Here is a 25,642-nt window from a genome sequence, read left to right on the forward strand (position 1 = left end):
AAAGGAAAATGTGGTACATTAGCAAAACACAAGCAATGGCGGGGCCATCAATTCTGCTGGATAAATAATTTATGACAAAAAAGGTTAAGTTCACAAATGCCGATAAATCGACATTTTATGTGACCGTGCGGAAGAGGGTTGATGCTTATTTCACCGACAATAATATTTCTATCCATGCCAACCCGGCCATGTGGTTCAAAACAATTTTTTTCCTGTCGGGTTTGCTTTCTATTTATTTAATGGTTCTGTTTGGCGGCTTCCATACTGTAGTTACCATTTTATTATGTGCATTGCTGGGCATGTTCGGGGCCTTTGTTGGTTTCAATGTCTGTCATGATGCCATTCATAAATCCTACTCCGCAAATCAGACGGTAAACAGGGCATTTGGTTTTGTATTCAACTTAATTGGCGCCAGTCCGTATGTCTGGAATATCTGCCACAACATTGTCCACCATACTTATACCAATATAACAGGGCATGATGAAGATATAGATGTTGCACCCGGACTGATCAGGTTCTCTGAGTCGGAAACAGTAAACAAACTGCAATCTTACCAGCATTATTATGCCTTTATATTGTATAGCTTTGCCATGCTGTCCTGGGTATTCAGAAAAGACTACAAGAAATTCTTTCAGAAAAAGGTAGGGGAACACCTGTCCGATCATCCGAGAATTGAATACTTCCGGTTGTTTTTCTATAAAGCCATTTATTATTTCCTGGTCATCGGACTTCCCTTAATGGTAATGAACATTACCTGGTGGCAATTTCTGATCGGCTTCCTGGTGATGCAGTTTTCGCAGGGGCTGGTACTTGGCCTGGTTTTCCAGCTTGCCCATGTAGTTGAAGGCACGAGCTTCCCTTTTCCGAACGAGGAAGGCAATATTGAAGAAGCATGGGCAGTGCATCAGCTGCAGACTACCGCCAACTTTGCCGGGGATTGCAAGGTCACAGGTTTTCTTTGCGGAGGATTGAACCGGCAGGTTGAGCATCATCTTTTCCCTAAAATATGCCATATCCACTACCCTGCCATTGGAGCAATAATAAAGCAGACCGCAGCCGAATTTAACCTGGATTATATAGAAAGTTCGTCATTCGGTACGGCCTTGGCTTCCCATTATAGAACGCTGAAAAGGCTGGGCCAGGAGACTTATAGGAAAACCCCGCACGTCAACCGGGCCAGGGCTATTTAAGGTAACCTTCTTTTTTGAGGACTTCCGCCCAAACCAGATAACCTTCAGGTTTAAGGTGTAATCCATCATGTGTAAGTTCCGCTTTCAGGTGGTTTTCATTATCGAGGAAATGGGTATAAAGATCTATTACCGTTACTTTCTTAGCGGCCAGCTCTTTGATTGCTGAATTGAGCCATAAGATATGCTCATCTTTACCGTAATGGTTTTTAAACTTCTGGAAAGCAGCATTCACGGGCAACAGGGTGTAGAAATAGATATTGGTTTTTTTAGACCCGGCCCTGATGCGGCTGATCATACTTTTATAATTCCTGAGGATCAGGCTATCCGGTATGTTTCTGGAAATATCATTGATACCAATCAATATAAACACTTTTGAAGGCTTACCGGCAATGACCTGGTCCAGGCGTTCCAGCACTCCATAGGTAATGTCGCCCGAAATGCCCCGGTTCTTTGCGTTTGGCATCCCCAGTAATTTTGCCCAGTCGGTACCAGCGGTAATGCTGTTCCCCAAAAATACAATGTCTTTTTTAGTGATCGGATCGGCAGCAAATTTAGCCACCTGTTCTTTGTATTTACCCGGCCTGAAGGTGGTATCATATTTAATTTCCTGGGCAAGGCCATTCAGGTTCAATAAAAGCAGCAAACAAAAGCAGGTTAGCAGCCCGCAAAAAAATCTTTTCATAAACATTTCAAATTATACAGTGGCTGATAAATTACGTTTTTCTCTGTTCCAGGTAAATGCGGTAAAGAATATGGCGAATATACATGCAATTGCGATAGCAATAAAGCAGGCATCCCAGCCATAATGGTCTACCAGGCTGCCCAATGCCGCATTGGCCATCAGATCGCCTATAAAATAACCAAATAATCCCGTCAGCCCTGCTGCCGTACCCGCAGCTTTTTTAGGCACCAGGTCCAAAGCCTGTACACCTATGAGCATTACCGGCCCGTAAATTAAAAAACCTATGCCCCAGAGGGACACATTCTGCAACAGCTGATTGCCTGAAGGATTTTTCCAGTAAATGAGCACAAACACAAGGGTTAAGGCCATATAAATAATGGTCACCGGTGCCCTTCTGCCTTTAAAAACCCTGTCGCTCAGTACGCCGCACAATATGGTCCCAGGAATTGCAGCCAGCTCATAAACTGAGGATGCCCAGGCGGCCTGGGTTGCGCTGTAGCCTTTTGCTTCGCCTAAAAAGGTTGGTGCCCAGTTCACTATTCCATTTCTTACCAGGTATACAAATGCATTGGCAATGGCAATATACCAGAGCATCCTGTTGTTGAATACATATTTGAAGAAGATCTCTTTGGCTGTGAATTCCTTTTCCTGGCTGGCATCGTAGCTTTTCGGGTAGTCGTTATTGTATTCCTCTATAGGCGGTAAACCACAGGATTGAGGGGTATCCCTTACCAGAAGATAAGCGATGATAGAAAACCCGATGGCAATCATCCCTGGAAAGTACAGTTTACTCTGCCAGTCCATAAACAGCTCAATAGCCCATATAGTGAGCGGACCAACCAGAAAACCACCCACATTATGTGCCAGGTTCCAGATCGACATGGCGGTTCCGCGTTCCCTTACAGAGTACCAGTGCACCACTACCCTGCCACATGGGGGCCAGCCCATGCCCTGAAACCAGCCATTGACGAACAGCAAGATAAACATAATGGTAATGGACGAAGTGGCAAAGGGGAAAAGACCCATACATAGCATGGTCAGCGAAGACAAGATCAGTCCGGCAGATAGGAACATCCTTGCATTGCTCCTGTCTGACAGGTTGCCCATTAGGAATTTACTGAAGCCGTAGGCGATGGAAAGCGCCGAGAAGGCAAAGCCCAGCTGCCCTTTGGTATAACCTTCGTTTTTAATGAGGTCAGGTATGGCAAATGAAAAGTTCTTGCGTACAAAGTAATAGGCTGTATATCCTATAAATATACCTGCAAACACCTGCAGACGAAGTTTCCAGTAGCTGGAGTTGACTTGCGCCTGAGGTAATAATGGCCGGTGTGCAGCCGGTGGCGGGAAAATGTTGAAGCCCATGAATTGTATTTGGTTTGGTTTGTTGACGTAATTTGGTTCCTGGTTAATCCAGCAGCAGGTCCGGGTAATCGGAAATGATACCGTCTACCTTTAATGCTTTGATAGCGGCAATTTCCACTTTGGTGTTCACTGTCCAGGGAATAACCTTGATCTGCTTTTCATGGCATTGCTTAACCAGATCGGAATCGACCATTTTATAGGCCGGGCTTAAAATAAAGGGGTTAAAGCCCAGGTCATCCAGGTTTTCCTGAAGGCTCTTTTTGTTATCGACCAAAAATGAGGTCCTGATCTGCGGATATTTTTTATGCAGGATCTGCAATGTCCTTTTGTCGAATGACTGGATCACTACATACGGACTGATCCCTTTTGCTTCAATCACATCCATCAGTAGTTTTACAAATTGCTCTGGCGCAGGGTTTACTATACCATCTCCTTTTGCACTGCATTTTGTTTCTATGTTGTAGAACATCTGTTTCTTCCCTTTCGAATAAAGCTGCACTTCATCTATCAGTTCTGAAAGCAGGGGAATGTAAGTCTTGATTTTCTTTTGCTGAGGGAAACCGGCATGGACTTTGGTACCCAGGTCAAACGCCTTCAGCTGGCTGTAATCCATTTGGTAAACCGGGTATTTTTTAGCGTCGCTTTTAGGGATTTCCTTCCCTTCCGGTGTAAGCATAAATGCCGGGCTCAGGTAATCGTCGTGGGTAACCACTACCTTACCATCTTTGCTAATGTGGGTATCCATTTCCAGGGTGGTAATACCCAAGTCGATCGCATGTTTCATGGCAATAATGGTATTTTCCGGCATCAGGCCCCTGCCTCCGCGGTGCCCTTCGGTGCTGAAAGCCGGGAATTCTGCCTTGTTGGCCGATTGTTTGTTTTGCATAGTTTTACATCCAAACAGACCAACCAGTGTTATGCCAGCCATATAAATTATCTTTTTCATCAATTACAGGTTTTAATTTCGTCTTTGGCCGGATAGCTAAATTCGTTTGCTAGCTCCCAGCGTGCTTTATACATTTTAAGGCCGTCCATCTGAAAAATGGTTTTACCGTTCAGGTCCTGCACCTTGTCGTTATACCACTGCTTATCCGTATCGATACCTTGAAGGGTGATGACAGGGTAACCGTTAGGCCCGGAGCTGACACTTTTGATACGCGGTAATGCCGAGGCTTCGATTACAGCTTTGGTTTTCATGTCAATTACCCAGGCCTTGGTACTGGTAGACAGCCAGAGCTCGTCTTTTCCATATACAGGAAAGAGGTCATGACAGCCACTTGCCGGCAACGTGATGCTTTCCTTTACGCTTAAGTCCGGTGCCTTGCAGTTGAAATTGTAGGTATAAGCAATTAACTTGTTTTTGCTGGCCGACCAGAGCACCTGACGTTGTTTATCCCACACTACGTTGTGTGCATCCTCCATCACCAGTGTTTTTTTATACACATTGTCAGGGAATATGCCCAGGTTTACATTGATCAGTGTCAGGACATCTCCTGTACTGGAGGCAGCAACAATATTGCCGTCGGGCAGTACTTCTGCCGAATGCGTATTGCCCCCTACATAACAATAGAATACAGTAGCCCTATCGGAAACCCGTACCAGGGCAACACCGCCTCCCGAAGCAGTGATGAGTATATACTTGCCATTGTAAACAGGCTTGCCTTCACTAATGTTGCTGAACCAGGCTGCATGATTTGCAGGTACGCCGGTTGCGGCTTTCCACTCCCATACCACGGTTTGAGTTTTGAGGTCGATCCGCGCAATCCGGTTTTGCGATTGATCAATCGCCAGGAGATAAGTAGCTTTATAAGCTACAGGATCCGGGTTCTGCGGCCCTGGTTCTGCTTTTTTTGAGGAACAGGAACCCGCCCAGAAGGCCAATATACATAGCAGGTAAACAATTTTCTTCATTTGGTTTAGGTTGCGTTGGGTTTGGTCATCAGGATTTGGCTATTACCATATATTGTTCGCCAAAGCGATCTGTTGCTACAACTTTAACTTCTTTTACTGTGGGGCTGTAATGTGCCATAAACAGGTGGTCCATCAGCTTCGGTTCGGCAAAAGTCCTGCCTGCCGGTAGGGTATCCCCTTTGTACAATTGAACAGACAGGGGATCATATCCTTTTTGCTGCTCAAGAGCACCCATTGGCTTGCCATCGAGGAAATATTCTACTTTCCATTCCGGGTCCCAGTTCCATACATTGGCGATCAACCGCTTTTGATTGGTCAGTTCCTCGGTAAACACACTCAATTGCCTGGATTTATCGAACCCGGTAGACTTATAATACCATTTCAGTTCATTGCCCTTTACTTCGTAAACGCCATAACCCCTTGGGGTTCCGTCATTACAGATCGGCCCCGTCCACCAGGCACCGCAAACTGTACCATGATTGTGTTCGTATATGCCGTTTGTAATGTTATTGAGGTTGTAATGGGTATGACCAGACATGATGTGCACATTTTTATAACCATCCAGCAGGGCATAGAAATCGGCATTATTTTTAACAGCATTGTGTACAGGAATATGCAAGCAAACAATGATCAATTGGTCTTTCCCCACATGTTTCAAATCCTGCGCCATCCAGTTTAACTGGTTTTCGCTGATGTAACCATCATAGGAACGCTCTACACCAAGGTAGCGGACGTCATCGAGTACAATATAATGCGCTTTGCCGCGGTTAAAGGAATAGTAAGTTGGGCCAAATACTTCTTTAAAAGTTTTATCAGAAGTTTCATCGCCACCCATCCTGTAGTCCATATCGTGATTGCCCAGGGCCTGGAAAAAAGGAATGCCCATTTCGGCTACCGCCTTATTGTAATCAGGAAAAAGTGCATGGTTGTCCCATACCAGGTCGCCCACCCCTATTCCGTGAATTAGCGCATCGGGCCCCATTGATTTTACCAGCTGCTGCACATCGGGCACTGCCGTGTCCATCATTTGTTTTACATCCTTCTTATTCTTTACCTGCGGATCGGCCCAGATAATAAAATTGTGTTTGCTATCGTCTCTTTTGAGCGGTTGTAGCTTAAAGTCGTACTCATTTCTGCTGCCCAGGGTTTCATATTGCCTGGCGATATGGTAATCTGTTTTAAACTCATAACCAGCAGGCGTACTCATGAATATATTGCTTGCTTTATCGTTGATATCGATGCTGTAGTTTCCTTTGGCATCGGTTAAAACAACAGTATAGCCATCGGAAATGGCTACCTTGGCAATACCTTTGTTACCACTTGTTACGCGGCCTTTTAGAATTTTGCTGCGGCCAAGCTGATCAAAGGCATTGGTTTGGAGACTGATAAAAGCGCTTCCTGTGATAAAGCCAACGCTTTGTAAAAAGGATCTTCTGTTCACTGTTGTGTGTATTTAAAATTGAAAATTAAGGAAGGACAGGTTCCTTCCTTAATACTATTAATGATTTATTAAAGATTATTTTACTCGCAGCATTCGCCTCCATAAAAGGCAAATTCATACGAATATGAATCGCTTGTTACCGGATCAATTACGGTAACCCACACATTGGCATAACCATCAATAAGAATGTCATCGGTAAAGCGGATCAGTTTATCGTAGGCAGAATAAGAATGCGCGATAACCGCATTGTATACTCCCCATGATATGGAGGCACATGAAAGCGGCACAGTAAAGCGGTACAACTGACACCTGCAAACATAATCCTGATCATGTAAATCGGACTGAGGAATGATAGAAGTTTCGGTTACCACATCTCCGCAAAGTGGCATTTGCCTTTGTCCGTTAATTGCAAGGGGGTAGTTTAACCACCTGTCGTTCTTGATGATCTTGCCAGTTGGTTTGCCTACTGGCACACCGGCAAAAGATTCAGGTGAAGAAAAAAGGGTTACGAAGGTTAACAAAAAGCACAGGCTGAAAGCGGCTTTCTTAAGGAATGATCTTTTCATAGTTGTTTTTAATTAAAATTTGTAAGGTTAATTATCATTAATAGTCTCTTAGACAATCACTATATGCTGAACCACTACTACGCTCCCTGTCCTTATAGTTAAGGAATCATCAGCATAAACATTGAAAGTATACGCTGATGATGCCCCCTATTTATCTATTACAATCCAACCATCTCAGTGGCATTGGTTGTCTGGATTTCCTCAATTAAAGAAGTCTTTGTCAATTTAATGTGAACATTGCTCCTTGCTTTTGTCCACTTGCCCAGGGTTAGATTGAAGGTACCACCTAAGGCGTAAAAATATCCCTGGCCTGAACCATCAGGAGCCCCTGCATTGGGCTGATAGGCAAATCTTGAAGTATTTGATCCTGACAAATAAAATGGTGTAGGCCTGTTACTATTGTGATCAATCACATCATAAACATCTGTATTTCCGATTCTGTAGCCTGTTCCTCCATTTGCCGCATCATATAAAGTTCCACCATTGTGTACAAAAACTACATCCATAGGAACCGAGTTTTTATCAATAGATATGCCACGGAAGGCTGCCATACCATAAGCATTGCCACTATTGGCCAACAGGTTGGTTGTTGAATTGCCCCTGGTTGTATTTGTTGAATTGAAGAACGGACTGGCAACATTATAAGCTGCAGACCTTATCCATTTCGCAGAGGCAATCGATGTTGAAGAAGGACCATTGATCAGTTTATTGGAAGCCCCCACGTAAAAAATCTCTCCCCTGGACACAGTTCCTGAAGTGAGTTCCAATTTATACGTTCTTACCTGTCCGGTTGCCCAGCCCTCAACAGGAACACCTATCGGAACTGAGGCACCTGCATTGTTTGTGGTCACAATGGTAAATTTTGTGGTTGCGAAATTGATATTTGTGGTTGCCCTGCATTGAATGTACTCTGCGTTTGTATCACTCCCTTCCGGATCGTTGATAAACCCGGTAATGATAAATTCAGGCACATCAGGTGTTGCACTTAATGTATAAATATCAGCAGCCGTACGCAAACGGTGCTTACCGACCAGCTTTCCATTTTCAAGAGCAGTCAGTACCGTTCCCCTGTAGTTGGCCATATAAGGCGGAACAAGATTTGCAAAAGTGGCATTGGCTTCTGTATGAAGGATAATATCTGCCGTACCGTCATTTAAGACTTTATCGCCCGCTATTTTCTCTGTTGGTACCAGGCTTGGATTATAGGTACCTTTCCATACGTTTACAAATGTTGATTCATACAGCTCCGGCTGGCTCAGGATCAGATTGGCAAATCCCCGTCTGATCATCATAGGCCTGTTCGATGCAACTTTAGTTACATCAGTGCCGCTCTTGCCAACAATTTCCAGGATACCATTTACCCTTTTCAAGACTCCACCGTCAATTTTTACATGCACTGAATCTCCAGGTACATAATTCCTAGCAGCAGCACCAATATCAATGGCTATACCACGGATAGAGTCTATAGCATTACCCACAATCCTCTTGTTTTGAAGCAGGAGCAGACCTTCAGGCAGGTTATTACCGGAATGATCTGAAACAACCTGCCCAGCTACTACGCTCGCTCCTCTCATATTTTCAGCATTGAGTGTCACATCTTCGCCTCTGTAAAGTTTACGCAAGTCAAAATTCGAAATGAACTGACTGGGTGTACCAGCAATATAGTCGCTGTCCCGTTTACATCCCATAAACACTGAAAAAAGTGCTGCCAGAATGAACGATTTTTTAAATATCTTTTCCATAACTATGCTATTCATTTTCAAAAAAATTAAGGCTTTTGCCACCAAACCTGTGTCTTAATAATATCTGGCCCCTGAGCGGCCACCGCTTCTTTATAACTGGTCGGATTAGTTGACTGTGTAATTGTCGGATAATTCAAACGTGCCGGCATCACTTTGTCGTTAAGCATGCCAGGCCCCTTTGGCAGGAAGGGATAGGAAGTTCGACGGTATTCGAACCATTGTTGAAAATCAACAAGAAACAATGCATAATATTTTTGCTGATGGATCAGCAACATTTTGCTCAACGTGTTGGCGTTTGCGCTTTCCAGAGGCAGGGCATTGTCCCATTCAATTTTCGCAATATCTACATAGTTAAGCACTGCAGGGTCTGTAGCACCGCCGGGCATAACGTTAGGCAACCAGTAATTGATCGCGTCTGCAATTCCCTTTAGATAATACGTTCCTGCATCCTTACTAACCCAGCCCTTAGCTGCTGCTTCGGCGATAATGAAATCGACCTCCGCACAGTTCATAATGATACCCGTATACCTGTCCGTCTGCAAATTGATGGCCACATTGTCACTGGAAGAGTAAAAGCGGGATTCTTTAGCCGGCTCACTTCCTGGGTTATAGCCGCTTGGAACACCAACAAAGCCACTCGTTCCAGGCCTAATCCCGAATCTATTGATATTGTTCTGACCATATGAGGGAATGATACGCGGATCACTCCATGCAACCAGGTTGTCAATAAAAAATTCACCTATAGCCGGCACATAAAAATCATTAGCACGTATACTGGCCATGAAAGGAGAGGTGTATAAAGCCGTACTGACATTTGAGCCTGTCCACAACAATTTGGCTGTATGCTGGTTGTTTTCCATTATAGGGTAATTGCCCGGATTGGTATCAATTATTTCCTTTATTTTTGCAATAACAGTTGATGACACCTCTGTCTTGGCTGAAACACGAAGCAACAACCTCAGGTACAAAGAATTGCCCAGCCTTCTCCACTTGGATACATCCCCGTTATATATAGCATCACTTGTAGCAACAATAGCGGTACCTTCTTTCAGCAAATTGTTGGCCTGTTCCAATTTTTCGAACATCCCCAGGTAAATATCCTTTTGCCTGTCAAATTTAGGTTGATAATTGCCTTCCCGGCCGTTATTGGCTTCAGAAAAAGGCACATCACCGTAGGTATCTGTCAATAATGAATATATCCAGGATTGAATGATCAATGAAATACCCTGATAGGATTTGTTTAATTTTTCAGGCTTACTGGCAATCTTCTGCATATCAACGATATTGGTGAGATTGACATACCAGTTGTTCCAGGTATTATCAGCTACGTTCGCCCTGATATCATACCTGAAAATCTTACCTTCCGCATCACCAAGGTCTACGGTTACCTGCATTAACTCGTTGTTGAAGTTACGGTTACGCAACATATTGGTCGACATCAGGTTCACCATCGTAGGCGCCATCAGCTGGTGCGCTTCCACGGCTTCTTTACCCAGCGGGTCTGTATTTACTTCATTAAAATCTTTTGTACAGGACAAAGCCGACAAGCCCAGTCCCGCCAAAAGTATATATACAATCGTATTTTTATTCCTTTTCATTTTCTTGATAATTAAATGCCCATAACTAAACGTACACCATAAGTCCGGGTAGAAGGCAGCTGCCCGGTTTCAAAGCCTTGCTGGATATCAGATCCGGCTAAAGTTCCAAACTCAGGATCGAATGCCGGCCAAGGCGACCATATAAACAGGTTACGTCCATAAACACCTAAAGTGAGTTTGCTCATGCCCAAGCTCTGTACCAGTCGCTTGCTGAACGCATAAGTTAAGTTAGCTTCTCTGAATTTCAGGTAATCCGTACGGAAAATACCACCTTGCGCTACATTATAATACAAGGCATTATAGTAACCTTCAAGGTCTGTAGCAATCACATCGTTAGGGCGATAGGTTCCATCACCATTATCAATTACACCAGTGCCAACAATACCGTTATACCTACCTGGCAATGTTACTGTCGACTTACCCATTGAAGCCATCCTCGAAAAAGTAAAGGAATGGCCTACAGCACCCAGCTGAGCGTCAAATAAAACGTTCATACTCAAATTCCTGTAAGTAACACCAGTACCAAAACTGAACCTGAATTTAGGCAAAGTATTACCTAAATATTCAATATTGGCATTAGGCTTGGCAAAGCCTGTGGTCTGATCGAAAATAATCTGTCCGTCTGGAGAACGCTGAAAACCTGTTCCGTATAAATCACCCATGCTTCCACCTACGGTGGCTACAATCTGCCCTGCATTACCAAAGCCTCCGGTACGCAGCACTACAGAACTGTCGGCGAGTTCCCGTATTTTATTACGGTTGGCGGTGAAAGTACCGTTCAAAGTCCAGGCAAAAGATTTGGTTTTTATCGGGCTTCCGTTCACAGCAAGCTCAATCCCCTTATTGTCCACCCGTCCCACGTTAAAAATACCAACATTGTAACCGGTAGAACGGTCGATGATACGGCTAAGTATCTGGTTCTTTGTATTACCTGTATATACTGCCAGGTCAAAATTCAAACGGCTTTTAAATAACTTGATATCCAGGCCCAACTCTATGGTAGTTGTAATCAATGGTTTCAGATTTGGATTTGGCAAAATATTTGGATTGGTCATCGCACTATCCGGATATACGTTATTTGCAGCAATAAGATAGTTATAAGCGGTACGATAAGGTGTAGTACTGCCACTACCCACCTGAGCGACAGACGCCCTCACCTTGGCAAAGCTGAATGCCTTTGGCAGTTTCCAGTAATCTGAAGCTACAAAAGCAAGACTTGCCGATGGATAGAAAAAGCCGACATTATCAGTTCTGGTTGCAGTTGCCAATGTACTGTTCCAGTCCTGACGGGCAGTTAAATCCAGAAAGAGGTAATTTTTATACGACAACGAACCTATTCCATAAAAACTATTAATCCTGTAGCGTGAGGTATCCGGAACATATACCAAAGGACTGATGCTGTTGTCTAAACTATAAACACCAGGAATTAAAAGTCCATCAGCACGTTTTTCCAACCTGCGGTATTCATTACGCATCTGACTACCACCAGCGCTCACAGTCATATGAAAATCCTTATTGATCTTCTTGTCATATTTCAGCATAAAATCAGCGCTGATCTCATAGGATTTAATACCGGCTACACGGTATGAACCTTGTGCAAACCTTCCTCCCGAAGAAGTATCCCAGGGGCGTATAGTTTCCCTGGTATCCTGATTATAATCAGCAGATGCGCGCACCATCAAACTAAATTCCTTTGTAAACTTGTAGTTGGCCTGTAGGTTACCCAGCCAGCCGTTACGTCTTTGCGGGTTCAGATATTGTTCAGAAATTGCATAAGGTCCTTCAGGGAAAGATGTGGTTAGGTTAACAAACTGGCGGTTTTCAAGCCCCGGAGCCCAGTAGTCCCTATACCAATCGGTATTGATATTTGGCTGCGCAAACATAAACCAATACATCAGCGATTGGTTACCATAGCCCGTGGCTGGTAAATTATCGCTATGCCTGTTACTGTATTGTGCTTTTAAATTGATACTTAGTTTCTTGGTTAAATTGGTATTGGCATTCAACGCTACTGTAGTTCTTTCCAGCCCTGTATTGGGAACAATCCATTCATTTTCGCCGTGGCTGGCAGACAAACGCAAGCCTACCTTTTTAAAGGTACCATCTAAGCTTACAGAGTTGGTAGATTCGAAACCTGTAATAAAAAACTGATCTACCGGGTCTCCGTACCCTACCCATGGTGTTTTGTCAACCCCTTTTTGTTTGGTAAGGGGATCATACTGGTAAAACATATAATTTTCTGAGAAGGCCGGCCCATAACTGGAACTGGTGCTTCCTGTTCCAAACTGATAAGTAGTAGTGCCATCTGTACCCGCCCCGAATTCATTCTGCCTTGCAGGGCCGCGGTTGATATCTTCCCAGGCACTGTTTGAGGTAAAATTGATGCCCATCGTCTTCCTGTTTTTGGCGGCCGATTTTGTGGTGATAATAATTGCACCATTGGCACCCCGTTGTCCATATAGCGCAGAAGCTGCCGGTCCTTTTAACACCGTAACACTTTCAATGTCATCAGGGTTTAAATCGTTCAAACCACTGCCAAAATCCACGGGCATAATGTCTCCAGATGTTCCATATACACCACCGCCCGTTGCTGCGCTGCGCCTTGAGCTACTGCTGGCCACAACTCCATCGATAACGATCAGTGCTTCGTTGTCACCTGTAAGGTTATTTTCCCCACGCAGGATAATTTTGTTTGAAGCAGCAGGGCCACTATTGCGAACCAGGTTCAAACCTGCCACCTTACCCGATAAAGCATCGGTCCAGTTACTGGAAATTGCATTGGTCAGTTCAGTACTGTCAACCTTGGTAACAGCGTAACCCAGTGATTTTTCTTCCCTTTTGATACCTAACGCGGTAACCACTACCTCATTAAGATCACTGCTGGAACTGTTCATGTTCACAACCATTGTACTGGTTGCAACATTGACCATCCGTTTTACCTGGATATAGCCGATCATGTTAAATGCAATTTCAGTGCCCTTTACTACTTTTACAGTAAAAACACCATTTCCATCTGTTACACCCAGAACTTTCTTTTGGTTATCTGAAATGGTAACACCTGGTAAACCGCTGCCATCGCCAGCATCTTTAACAGTTCCTTTTACAGTAACTGTTTCCTGCTGAAACAGGTTGCTTTCCAGCAAACCGGTTCCTGCCTTAAGCATTTGGGGCATTTGTACAAAAACCAATATCATTGCGAAAGCAAGATATTTAAATGGTGTTTTGAACCGCCCGTAGTGAGTAAAGTTTTTGTTCATAATTATTATTAATTTGGTTTCCCCGTTTGTTTACAATTCATTATGTAGGAGCGTTTAATATAATTACTGTTATTCAGACTAATTTTATCGAAAAACCAAACAAATAAAAAGGAAATGCACTGTAAAGAAAACACAGTACAAACAAGCTGAACAAGCCTAAAAACCCAATTATGCGGGATGTCAGAAATTTTCCTCATCAGATTCTAAGTATTTGGTTAGTTCCTTTTGTTTTGCAGCATTTCGTTTCATTTCGATTCCCCTTGATTTCGCTGCAAATATCAAGGTTGTAGTTTTAACTGTATGTTAAGGATTCGTTAAGTTAGGCCGTTGCCTTTACTTTATGAATACCGTCATTTTCCTGCGCAGGTGTATACAATAAATACTGTGCTGCAAGGACAGTAAAAGCTTCCACCTGCGCTTCTACCCAATCTTCAGTCTTTCCCATCTCCTCTGCCATTATCCGGGCAACAGCCGGCGCAAGCACCAAAGCCCCCTTTGCATCCAGGAAAAGCAGGCGCATCCTGCGCGAAAGCACATCTTCAATCGTACGCACCATTTCGTTTTTGACCATCCACACCACCTCTGCTTTTAAGTATTTAAAATCAGGATCCAGACGAACGTTCAGTTCCGGCCGTTCCTTCATCAGTTGCCTGATTCCTTCTGCATCTGCGCCATACAAACCCAGATCATCAGTCCGCATTTTTGCAACATAACCATGTATCTTAACATCCTGGGTTATGCATCTTCTCGCATCCAGCTTCCCAAGCGCGATTGCCTTGTCTACTACATCCATTGCCATCCTACGGTAAGTAGTCCATTTTCCTCCCGTAATGGTAATCATGCCCGACTTACTTATGATCAGTTTATGGCTCCTGGAAATCTCCTTGGTACTGTCAGTATCTTTGCCCGGGGCCGCCAGCGGCCTTAAACCGGCAAAAGCAGCAAGCACATCTACCCTTGCAGGTTCTTTTGTCAGGTATTTACCAGCTGTTGTTAAAATAAATTCAATCTCTTCATCCAGTGGCTTTGGTTCCAGGCTGTGTTCATTTAAAGGCGTATCCGTAGTTCCCACGAGTACTTTCCCATGCCATGGCACCGCAAACAACACCCGCCCATCTGGTGTCTTAGGGATCATCAAGGCGCTATCCCCTTTCAAAAAAGAGGCATCGAGCACTACGTGTGCACCCTGACTAGGCCTTACAATCGCCTTGCCAGATGGCACATCCATTTTCAGGATCTCATCCACAAATACACCCGTTGCGTTAATCACAATTTTTGCGTTTAGCGTATAACTTTTTCCGTTTTCTGTGTCTGTAAAACTGAGACCGGCAACTTCTTCATTTTGCTTCGTCAATCCGGTTACCCTGGCATAGTTCAGCAAAACCCCGCCATATTCTGCGGTAGTCTGCGCCAGGTTCAAGGCAAGCCGGGCATCATCAAATTGCCCGTCACTATAACTCACCCCTCCTTTTAGCCCATCCGCTTTTAAACCAGGGATTGCAGCCAGCACCTTATCAGCCGAAAGAAATGAAGACTTTTTAAAGCCGCTTCTGCCCGCCAGCAAATCGTACAGCTTTAAACCGATCAGGTATTTATATTTCGACAACCAGGAATACACCGGTATAATAAACTCCTGATCTTTAACCAGGTGCGGTGCATTTTTAAGCAGCAAACCACGTTCATGCAACGCTTCATACACCAGGGCCACGTCACCTTGGGCCAAATACCTTACCCCGCCATGCACCAGCTTGGTACTCCGGCTGGATGTGCCTTTCGCAAAATCAGACTGCTCCAGCAGCAAAGTACGGTAACCCCTGCTTGCAGCGTCCACAGCTGTACCCAGTCCGGTTGCACCGCCACCAATAACAATGACATCCCAATCTTTCTGCTTTTCTACCAGTTCTATGAATGAATCTCGGCTAAACACCATTTCGTTTATTTTCAATTTAAAGTATAGATATTTCGCAAACTTTCGTTTTAAATATCAAATATAAACAAACGAAACTAAAAAAAGATATTTATTGTAAAAAAACAAATTATCAGTTTTATTTTTACTTTTAAGTTTATTGAAGACTTAACTTTGAAACTGAAAATTATGTTTATATTACAACAGCCATATACAAGACTACATGATCAACATAGCTGAAAGACATCAATATATTTTAAATAAAATCCAGACAGACGGCAACATCGACGTAAAGTCGCTCTGCAAAAAACTAAAAGTTTCCTCTGTTACAATCCGGAAGGACCTGAAACTACTTGAAGACAAAAACCTTCTGTTCAGAACACACGGCGGGGCAACGCTGAATAACCCATACACAGTCGACAGACCTGTAAATGAAAAGGAACACCTGCAAACTTCAGAAAAAATGAGGATTGGGACACTGGCGGCGGAACTGATCGAAGCCAATGATTCCATCATTATTGCCTCCGGCACAACCGTGCTTGCTATGGCACGCTGCATCAAACCCAAGGGCAACCTTACAGTCATCACCTCAGCCTTAAATGTAGCACTTGAACTGCTGCACCACAACGATATCGAGATCATCCAACTGGGCGGACTTTTGAGAAAAAGCTCATCTTCTGTTGCAGGCCCTTATTCCGACAATGTACTCGGCAATGTTTTCTGCAGCAAGTTATACCTGGGTGTAGATGGTATAGACCTCGAATTCGGCTTAACCACTACCAATGCCTATGAAGCCCACCTGAACCGCCAGATGATAGATTCATCCCAAAAAGTCATTGTATTGGCCGACTCTACCAAATTCGGGAAGAGAGGCTTCGGCAGGATCTGCGGGATTGAAGAAGTAGACCATATCATTACCGACAGCGGCATATCTGATCAGATGCACAAAAGCCTGCTGGGACTAGGCATTAAGGTCTCCATTATTTAGTGGCTCAAGGCAATTTCATCCAACCTGCAGCCCCCCCCCTTTCTTATAACAATACGAAACACCGGTAGCTTACCGGCATAACCATATTACACCCACATCGCTCTATTGATTCCAACATTACCACCACACGCCAAGAATCGTGGTTTTCAATAAGTATGTTGATTTAATCTTAACATTAAGATAACCACAAAGCTTTTACTTTGTATTATTATTTTTTTCATCTAATTACAAATCATGGCGTATAAAATTTTATTTTCTTTTATTTTACTTCGTTTTATTGCTTTTTATTCGATATATTCGATTTACACAAACCAATACAAACTAAAACTAACCAAATTTAAACCTTTTTTTTAAATGAAAAATCACCGAAAGTATTTGAAAAGGTGTTTTATCACCTTTCTATGGCTGTGCTTCAGTTCGTTTTGTTTTCTATCTTGCAAACGCGAAAAAGAAGACCCAAGTAAAAAACACGATTCTTCAAAGCCGATAGTTCTTACCTCCTTTTATCCCAATGAGGGAGGAGCCCGGGATAAGATACTTTTAGACGGGGAAAACTTTGGAGATGACCCAAGTAAAATCAAGGTCTATTTTAACAATGCGAAAGCTTCAGTTGTCTCTTCAAGCGGAAATCGGATTTATGCCATCGTACCCAGACTTCCGGGCGATAACCCCCATATCTCTGTAGTTATTGGTAAAGATTCGGTCGTTTACAAAGAGAACTTCACCTACCACATTCAGGCTCAGGTTAGCACCGTTACTGGCAACGGGCAAAAAAACTTTAAGCCAGGAACACTTTCTGAAGCTGAAGTTTATGGTAAATACCTGGAACTAGATGCCGAAGGCAATATATTCATGTCCTGGCGGGATGGAGGAAACCCAGCTACCTTTGGTGTAGCCCGAATAAATGAGAAGCAAAATATAGTGACCCCGCTGATTGAATCTGTCGCAACCGGTCGTATCTTATATGCCAATGGCCTGACCGTGGACCGCGCCACCGGAATGTTGACCGCTGCTCATGAGTCTACCAAGGAAGTGATTTTCACCTTTGACCCACGGGAAGCCTGGTATCCTCGGCAACGGAACCTCAAATACTCCACGGCAGATTATAACTCAATCGTCACTGCAGATTTGTACAAAAACTTTGTAACATATTGTCCTTATGACGGCTATCTTTACACGAGATATAGAGATGGAAAGGTTGCAAAAATAGACCCCCGGACGTTCGAAGCGAAAATTGTTCATCAAGGGCCTTATGGATCGCAATATGGTCAGGCGATCAATCCAAAAAAACCATGGCTCCTGTACATAACCCTCACCACAAATGCCACACCGACCAATTTCAGACAAGGTATTTCGGTACTGGATCTTCGTGACCCTAACGGATCAGGAGGTTTTAAGCGACTCAATGCTCCTGGTGGGAGTGCCTTTCGCGATGGTCCATTGGCAGATGCGCTATTCAACGATCCTAAAGAGATTAAGTTCGACAACAATGGGAACATGTTTGTTGCAGACTATGGCAACCACTGTATCCGCATGGTATCAGCTGATAATATTGTAACAACTGTAGCAGGCCAGCCGGGCAAATCTGGCTATAAAGACGGCGGACCTGTTGAATCTCTGTTTAATCAACCCTGGGGAGTGGCCGTCAACGAGCAGGGCGACATCTACATTGCAGACTGGAGCAATGCCCGGATACGTAAATTAGTTATTGAATAATAACCATTAAGCATATGATCAAATAATGTCTGGTTTACATAAAACCACTGGAATGATACGCTTTAAATTATCTCATTAAATATATAAAGTATAATAAACATATAAGATGACAAAGACTTTTAAAATTTTGTGTTTGCTGTCGCTGTGTCTGTTTCTAAAGAATTTACGCGCACAGGAAATCAAGAAGTTACTTACCATTGCCGGTACTGTTACCGATGAAAAGGGGGAAGCTATCCCAGCTGTATCTGTTTATATTAAGGATAAACCTTCAGCTGGCACCTCTACCAATCAGGAAGGAAAATTCAGCATTCAGGTCTCGTATGGCGACAAAGTAGCTTTTAGCTATGTTGGGTTCAAAAACGCAGAACATCTTGCTATCGAAACAAAAAAGAACTTAACCATAGTTCTTAAAGACAATAATGAGGCCCTGGAAGAAGTAATGGTAGTGGGCCTGGGTAATGTGCAACGGAAGATAAGCTCGGTGGGTGCCATCACCACTGTAGATGTAAAAGAGCTTCAATCCCCTGCACCATCTATCGCAAACCTTCTTGGTGGAAGGGCAGCTGGTGTAATCTCTAGATTAGGGAGTGGCGAACCAGGGAAGAATATTTCCGAGTTCTGGGTACGTGGTATTGGCACATTTGGGGCCAATAGTAGTGCCTTGGTGCTCATCGATGGCTTAGAGGGCGACCTGAATACCATTGATCCGGCAGATGTAGAAAGTTTTTCTATACTCAAGGATGCATCAGCTACCGCAGTATACGGGGTTAGGGGCGCTAATGGGGTCGTATTGGTTACGACCAAACGAGGTCAGGTGGACCGCATGCAGCTCACTGCACGCGCCAATACTACCTTATCCCGTCTCAACCGCTTACCGGAATATTTACGCGCTTATGATTATGCGCTATTGGCTAATGAAGCAAGTATAGTTCGTGGACAGAGTCCCTTGTACAACCAAACAGAGCTGGGAATTATCCGCGATGGACTGGATCCTGACATGTATCCAAATGTAAACTGGCAGGACGAAATTCTTAACAAGAATTCCTGGCGCCAGAGCTATTACATGAGTGGTCGTGGGGGATCAGAAGTTGCACGCTATTTCCTTAGTTTGGGAGGTAAGAGTGAAAGTGCTGCTTACAAAGTAGACAAGAATAGCCAATACAGTTCTAATGTTGGTTTTAACACCTATAATTATCGTATCAATCTGGATGTTAACCTAACTAAAACCACTAAAATTTTCTTGGGTTCCGACGGGTTTCTATCTAAACTAGACCAGCCAGGTTTGGCAAATACAGATTACATCTGGGGAGCACAATCAAGACTTACCCCGCTCACTATTCCTACACGATATTCCAATGGCATGCTTCCCGGGCTTGGTGGGGAAGACCGCTCATCACCGTATGTCATGATCAACCGCACAGGTAAGGCCTCAGATGAAGTGTACAAAGGTAAAACCACATTGGCTCTCAATCAAGATCTTTCCGGTATATTAGACGGGCTTAAATTCCGGGTTCAGGGGGCTTACGATATACACAGTTACTTCGAGGAGCGCAGACGCGTACAACCGGCACTTTATAATGCCTTAGGACGGGCCTACGATGGCTCGCTCATTACCTTGCAAACCGTACAAGAACAAAAAGCGAGTTACACCAAATCTACCCGTCAATACCGCAAATACCACTTTGAATCTGTTATCAATTATGATAAGGTATTCAACAGTGACCACAGGACCTCCGCACTGGTCTATTACTACATTAGTGATGCCAAAGATACCGAAGACGCGACCAGTAACCTGGACGCCATCCCCTTACGTTATCAGGGTGTATCGAGCAGGTTGACCTATGGTTTCCGGGACACTTACCTATTAGATGTCAATTTTGGCTATACCGGTTCTGAGAACTTCCAGCCCGGCAGGCAATATGGTTTTTTCCCGTCAATAGCCCTGGGATGGGTACCTACTGGCTACAAATTTGTAAAAGAAGCCGCACCATGGCTTAATTATTTTAAAATCAGGGCTTCCTATGGCACAGTAGGTAATGACCGGATTTCAAGCATTCGTTTCCCTTACCTGACCAAGGCCAACCAGGGCAATGGCACGGTATGGGGGGTGCCGGATATCGAAATAATTAATGAGACCAGGATTGGCGCTGATAACCTGGCCTGGGAAAAAGCAATTAAATCTAATTTAGGTATTGAAGGTAAGCTCTTTAACAGTAAGGTAGATTTTGTGGTAGACTTTTTCAAAGATCAGCGTAATGGAATTTTCCAGCAGCGGGTACAGGTTCCCGATTACGTAGGTGTCATTTCCAATCCCTTCGCAAATGTGGGCCGTATGAAAAGTTCCGGAGTTGATGGGAACATCAGCTATACCGCCAATCTTTCCAAAGACATAGGTCTTACTTTAAGGGGTAATTTTACCTACTCAAAAAATCTGGTACAGAACTGGGAACAAGCCTATCTTGAATATCCTTACCTGGAGTACAACGGCTTCCCCTATAATTCTATAAGAGGCTATCAATCCCTGGGACTTTTTAAAGACGAAGACGACATCAAATATAGCCCTAAGCAAACGTTTGGAGATGTGTTACCGGGTGATATCAAATATAAGGATGTAAACGGGGATGGTATAATCGACAAACTGGATATGGTGCCCCTAACGCATAGCAATTATCCTTTAACAATGTTTGGTATGGGCGGAGAATTCCGCTATAAAAAGCTGACACTAGGCGTATTGTTCAAAGGGACAGGAAAAACCTCCTTTTTCTATGTAGGACAGCCAACAACGGTAAACGATGTAACAAAAGCTAATGGAATGGGCTATATGCCCTTCTTTGAAGGCAATCTCGGCAACGTACTTAGTATAGCAGCCGATCCTAAAAACCGCTGGATTCCGAGGGATTATGCCATGGCAAACGGTATAGACCCTGCTTTGGCCGAAAACCCAAATGCCCGATACCCACGCCTGCAATACGGGAATAACACCAACAACAGCCAGTTATCATCCTTCTGGCAGGGAGATGCGCGCTATGTACGTCTGGAGGAAATTACGTTGAATTATAACATTAATCCATCGATCCTGAAACGCCTTGGAATTAAGTCTATGGACCTGCAACTTGTGGGCAATAATTTATACATATGGGATAATGTTAAACTTTATGACCCGGAACAGGCCGCCTGGAACGGGCGTAAATACCCGATACCAACAACCTATTCCTTTCAAGTGTACGTCAATTTTTAATACAAACAAGAAATTAATGATATGAAAACGTCAATCATAAAAAGATTAGCATTCGCAGCGGTCATCATCCAGTTGATTGCGATGACAACATCCTGTAAGAAGTACCTAAATATCGATGAATATTTTGACGATGAATTTAACATCGATTCCGCTTTTGCCAACCCTCGAAATATGGAAGCCTATATGTGGGGTGCAGCGGCCATGTTTCCAGATGAATCAAATACCATTCGCTATGGTTATACACCTGGCCCTATGGCAACCGATGAAGCCTTGAACGGGCTTACCGGAGGTGGCTCGAGCAATGTGTATTATGGAATGGATTTTGCCACCGGGCGCATTACTTCAGATTTCTATGGAGACAGCAACCCTAACTTAAATCAATGGGCAAAATACTACAAGATTATCCGTAAATGTAACAGTATCCTGCAAAACCTTGATCGCCCTAAGGGCATGACCAATTTAGATCGGCTCAGGATTGAAGGGTACACGCGTTTTATCCGTGCATATGCTTACTACAACATTTTAGTAGATTATGGCCCTGCAATCCTGCTGGGTGATGAGGTGATCAACACCAATGAATCCCTTGAATATTATGACCGCCCCAGAGCGACCTATGATGAAACTATGGACTACACCTGCGATGAGCTTGAAAAAGCAGCAATGCTTATGCCTGCAGAAGTTTCGCTGCTGGATTTTGGCCGCCCGAGTAAAGGAGCTGCACTTGCTTTGATAGCCCGCCTGCGGCTGATCCATGCAAGTCCGCTGTTTAATGGCGGACCGGTAGCCAGTTCTTATTTTGGTAACTGGAAACGTAAAACCGATAATGTCAATTACGTATCACAGCAATATAATGAAGCAAGATGGGCGGTGGCTGCAGCCGCAGCCAAGCGCGTGATGGATCTTGGTCAGTACAGGTTATATACCGCAGTGAAAGATGACAAAACCCCTGCGCTTCCTGCCGGAGTTAATTCGGATCCAAATTTCTATCTTGATTATCCAAATGGAGCAGGAGGAATAGATCCGTTAAGATCCTATTCGGATATTTTTAATGGCGAGGCTGTTGCTGAAATTAATAAAGAGATCATCTGGGGCAGAAATACAGGTTATATGGTAACAACCATTAGTCAGGGCTCTATGCCGCCTTCTCTCGGTGGTTGGGGGCGATTCTGCGTTACACAGAAAGTGGTTGATGCCTATCTGATGGCCGACGGTCGTACCAAAGAAGAGGCCACCAGCAATGGGTATTATTCAGAAACAGGCTATACTACACAGGCCAAAAATTTTTCAGGATATCCACTCAATTCCGGGGTTTACAATATGTATGCTAACCGCGAAATGCGTTTTTATGCATCTATTGGATTTAACGAGGCCGTATGGCAGGCACAGTCCAGTACGACCATCAACAACTATACTGCCAAGTACTACTACCAGGCCCCTGATGGTCGTGGCGGAGTGACTGCGACTTCACCCAACTACCCAATCACGGGCTACGTTATCAAAAAATTCAATCACCCGATGGATGCTTTTTCAGGTACAGGTGCGCGTCACATCAAAAAGGCCTACTCCATCATCCGCTATGCCGAGATACTCTTGTCTTATGCTGAAGCGCTTAATAACCTGACAGGTAGCCACACGGTAAAGCTTGGAGATAAGGAATACACCATGTCCAGAAACCAGGAAGAGATAAAGGGTGCCTTTAATCTCGTTCGCTATCGTGCCGGGCTGCCTGGATTGAGCGCCACCCAAATCAGTACTGCTGCGCTAGTTCAAAAACAAATTGAACGTGAACGCATGGTTGAGCTGCTGTGGGAGAACAGGCGCTATTATGATGTACGTCGCTGGGGCATTTATGAAGAAACAGAACGCGAACCTATACGCGGTATGAATCCGGATGGCGCTACCAAAGATGCCTATTACCAACGTGTTATACCGGGAACATCGTCATTTATGACACGTGTAGTAGACAAAAAAGCAGTTTTTGTACCCATACCACGTGCCGAAATGAGAAGGTTACCTTCTTTAGATCAGAATCCGGGCTATTAGGTTAAATTATAAATATAAAAAAATGAAACAAAAGTATATAACGATGCTCGCACTCGCAACCGTGCTCTCTTCGTGCAAAGACAATGAATTGTTCGAAAAGGAAATGTACAAAAATGATGTTGCTTTGATCAGTAGCAGCTATTACAATACCTTTCAGGAAATCGTTCCATTGACAGGCAATGAAGTAACCGGATATATCGCAGCTTCTGCAGGGGGGACACATGCATCTACAAAGGACCTGGTGATCCAGTTGGAAGACGACCTTACGCAGCTGGATTTTTATAACCGGTCTCTTTTTGATTTTGACACCAAATTATATGCAAAACTGCTGCCCCGGAACAAATATGAAATCTTAGATCCAAAAATCCAGATCAAAGCCGGAGAACGTACCGGACGGACCATGGTTAAGTTGCGCCCAGACGGCCTATCACCAGATTCGACTTATTTTATCGGATTAAAAGCTACAGCTGGCCCTGGAGTTGAAATCAACTCGAAGAAAACCACGATTCTTTACCAAGTGCTCATCAAGAACGATTATGCTTCTCAGGCACAAAATACTTTTTATTCCATGACTGGCCTGGTAAACGGAATGGTAACAGCGGGTAATAAGAAGCTGTTTCCCTTATCGGCAAATAGTATTCGAGTAATTGCCGGAACGGAATCATTTGAAAGTACAGAACCCATGATCAATAAGACTTCCATCGTACTAGAAGTGGCAGCTGACAAAAGCGTCACCATTAAACCATATAAGGACATAAAGGTGAAGCAAATTAATGGTGATGCAAGATATCCCAATGTATTCAGGGTTGAGGAATCCTTTGGCCGTAAATTCAATGTCTTCCTATTATCGTATGAGTATACCGTTAATAATGTGGCAAAGACTATGCAGGAGGAATTACGGATTGAGATCGTCAGGTAATTAACGTATTTATAATCAACGACTTTTTAGGGCTATAGTTCATTCGGAACCGTAGCCCTAACTTTTACACCTATTTCTTACGCTCCGTTGTATACCTTACCAGCTGCTCAAGACCGGTCCTTGCATCGCCTGGCTCAAAACTATACAGAATGTCAAAGGCCTCCTGCTGGTATTGAAGCATCTTTTCCTGGGCATAATGAACACCCTGCCTTGCATTTACAAAATCTATGATCTCCTGAATTTTTTCCGGTTCGTCCTGATGGTTTTTTACCAGGTTAATGATTCTCTTCTTCTCCGGTTTTTCTGCCCGGTTCAATGCATAGATCAATGGGAGCGTAACTTTTTTCTCCTTGATATCTATTCCCAACGGTTTACCCACATCATCGGTACCAAAATCAAAAGTATCGTCCTTAATCTGAAACGCTATTCCTACCTTTTCACCAAAGAGACGCATTTTTTCTATGGTCTCCTCATCCGCACCGGCTGAAGCAGCACCACAGGCACAACAGGAAGCAATTAAAGAAGCTGTTTTTTGCCTGATTACATCAAAGTACAATTCTTCACTGATGTCCATCCTCCGTACCTTTTCTATTTGCAGCAATTCCCCCTCGCTCATCTGCTTCACCGCTTCAGAAACAATCTGAAGCAAGCGGAATTCAGAATGGTTCACCGACAGCAACAACCCTTTAGCCAGCAGATAATCGCCTACCAATACGGCAATCTTATTCTTCCAAAGTGCATTGATAGAAAAGAAACCCCGGCGCTCATAAGCGTTGTCTACCACATCGTCATGAACCAATGTAGCGGTATGCAGCAATTCAACAAGGGCCGCCCCCCTATGGGTCGATTCAATGATCCCGCCACATAACTTAGCGGCAAAAAAAACAAACATAGGCCGGATCTGCTTGCCCTTTCTTTTAACGATGTAATGGGTAATGCGGTCCAGTAAAGGCGCATCACTGTGCATGGAAGCCTTGAACTTTTCTTCAAAGGCATCAATCTCTGCTGCTATAGGTAGTTTTATCTGGTTTATTCCTGGCATTACAGGTTAAAAAATATCCGTGCAAACATAAATTAAATATC

Annotated in this window: 17 protein-coding genes; 6 read left to right on the forward strand and 11 right to left on the reverse strand. The window is 43.8% G+C overall.

The features are described from left to right. Window positions 1-71: 71 nt before the first annotated feature. Window positions 72-1,190 carry a fatty acid desaturase family protein gene (locus tag B9A91_RS07375; protein ID WP_084237716.1) on the forward strand — a complete coding sequence of 373 codons (1,119 nt, stop codon included), beginning with the start codon at window positions 72-74 and terminating at the stop codon, window positions 1,188-1,190. On the opposite strand, the gene B9A91_RS07380 is transcribed toward B9A91_RS07375, so the two are convergent. From B9A91_RS07380 to B9A91_RS07425, 10 genes are all read right to left on the reverse strand, one after another. Continuing rightward, on the reverse strand, window positions 1,183-1,872 hold the full coding sequence (locus tag B9A91_RS07380; RefSeq protein ID WP_084239621.1) for a GDSL-type esterase/lipase family protein: 690 nt from the start codon (window positions 1,870-1,872) through the stop codon (window positions 1,183-1,185). The two genes, B9A91_RS07375 and B9A91_RS07380, sit on opposite strands and share 8 nt — an antisense overlap. Window positions 1,873-1,884: 12 nt before the next feature. Then, a complete protein-coding gene (gene glpT, locus B9A91_RS07385) occupies window positions 1,885-3,234 on the reverse strand; it encodes a glycerol-3-phosphate transporter (protein ID WP_084237717.1) in 1,350 nt (449 codons plus the stop codon). Between the two features lie 43 nt (window positions 3,235-3,277). Continuing rightward, window positions 3,278-4,180, reverse strand: a complete 903-nt coding sequence (locus tag B9A91_RS07390; RefSeq protein WP_084237718.1) for a glycerophosphodiester phosphodiesterase family protein — start codon at window positions 4,178-4,180, stop codon at window positions 3,278-3,280. Next, complete coding sequence (locus B9A91_RS07395; protein WP_084237719.1) at window positions 4,180-5,145, reverse strand: DUF6528 family protein; 966 nt, start codon at window positions 5,143-5,145, stop codon at window positions 4,180-4,182. Before B9A91_RS07395 ends, B9A91_RS07390 begins: the two co-directional genes overlap by 1 nt. 28 nt (window positions 5,146-5,173) lie before the next feature. Continuing rightward, window positions 5,174-6,586, reverse strand: a complete 1,413-nt coding sequence (locus tag B9A91_RS07400) for a calcineurin-like phosphoesterase C-terminal domain-containing protein (RefSeq protein WP_084237720.1) — start codon at window positions 6,584-6,586, stop codon at window positions 5,174-5,176. 80 nt (window positions 6,587-6,666) lie between these two features. After that, on the reverse strand, window positions 6,667-7,152 hold the full coding sequence (locus B9A91_RS07405) for a hypothetical protein (protein ID WP_084237721.1): 486 nt from the start codon (window positions 7,150-7,152) through the stop codon (window positions 6,667-6,669). A 158-nt stretch (window positions 7,153-7,310) separates the two neighbouring features. Then, window positions 7,311-8,909 (reverse strand): DUF5689 domain-containing protein, encoded by a 1,599-nt coding sequence (locus tag B9A91_RS07410; protein ID WP_235012485.1) that lies wholly within the window; start codon window positions 8,907-8,909, stop codon window positions 7,311-7,313. 11 nt (window positions 8,910-8,920) lie between these two features. Beyond that, window positions 8,921-10,492, reverse strand: coding sequence for a SusD/RagB family nutrient-binding outer membrane lipoprotein (locus B9A91_RS07415; RefSeq protein ID WP_084237722.1), 1,572 nt, complete (start codon window positions 10,490-10,492; stop codon window positions 8,921-8,923). Window positions 10,493-10,503: 11 nt separating this feature from the next. Further along, entirely contained in the window at window positions 10,504-13,656 is a 3,153-nt protein-coding gene (locus tag B9A91_RS07420) for a SusC/RagA family TonB-linked outer membrane protein (protein WP_235012486.1), read from the reverse strand. A gap of 412 nt (window positions 13,657-14,068) precedes the next feature. Further along, complete coding sequence (locus tag B9A91_RS07425) at window positions 14,069-15,679, reverse strand: glycerol-3-phosphate dehydrogenase/oxidase (RefSeq protein ID WP_084237724.1); 1,611 nt, start codon at window positions 15,677-15,679, stop codon at window positions 14,069-14,071. Window positions 15,680-15,878: 199 nt separating this feature from the next. On the opposite strand from B9A91_RS07425, the gene B9A91_RS07430 reads away from it, so the two are divergent. The 5 genes from B9A91_RS07430 to B9A91_RS07450 all read left to right on the forward strand — a co-directional run bounded on the left by B9A91_RS07430 (window position 15,879) and on the right by B9A91_RS07450 (window position 24,559). Next, entirely contained in the window at window positions 15,879-16,643 is a 765-nt protein-coding gene (locus tag B9A91_RS07430; protein WP_084237725.1) for a DeoR/GlpR family DNA-binding transcription regulator, read from the forward strand. A 354-nt stretch (window positions 16,644-16,997) separates the two neighbouring features. After that, window positions 16,998-18,359 carry an IPT/TIG domain-containing protein gene (locus B9A91_RS07435; protein ID WP_144008880.1) on the forward strand — a complete coding sequence of 454 codons (1,362 nt, stop codon included), beginning with the start codon at window positions 16,998-17,000 and terminating at the stop codon, window positions 18,357-18,359. Window positions 18,360-18,465: 106 nt separating this feature from the next. Further along, entirely contained in the window at window positions 18,466-21,597 is a 3,132-nt protein-coding gene (locus B9A91_RS07440; RefSeq protein ID WP_084237726.1) for a SusC/RagA family TonB-linked outer membrane protein, read from the forward strand. 21 nt (window positions 21,598-21,618) lie between these two features. Next, entirely contained in the window at window positions 21,619-23,640 is a 2,022-nt protein-coding gene (locus B9A91_RS07445; RefSeq protein WP_084237727.1) for a RagB/SusD family nutrient uptake outer membrane protein, read from the forward strand. 22 nt (window positions 23,641-23,662) lie between these two features. Then, window positions 23,663-24,559 (forward strand): BT_3044 domain-containing protein, encoded by an 897-nt coding sequence (locus B9A91_RS07450; RefSeq protein ID WP_084237728.1) that lies wholly within the window; start codon window positions 23,663-23,665, stop codon window positions 24,557-24,559. 70 nt (window positions 24,560-24,629) lie between these two features. Here B9A91_RS07450 and B9A91_RS07455 read toward each other — a convergent pair whose 3' ends face one another. Next, complete coding sequence (locus tag B9A91_RS07455) at window positions 24,630-25,601, reverse strand: polyprenyl synthetase family protein (RefSeq protein ID WP_084237729.1); 972 nt, start codon at window positions 25,599-25,601, stop codon at window positions 24,630-24,632. Between the last annotated feature and the right edge of the window lie 41 nt (window positions 25,602-25,642).

It is taken from the genome of Pedobacter africanus, assembly GCF_900176535.1.
Classification (GTDB): Bacteria; Bacteroidota; Bacteroidia; order Sphingobacteriales; family Sphingobacteriaceae; genus Pedobacter; species Pedobacter africanus.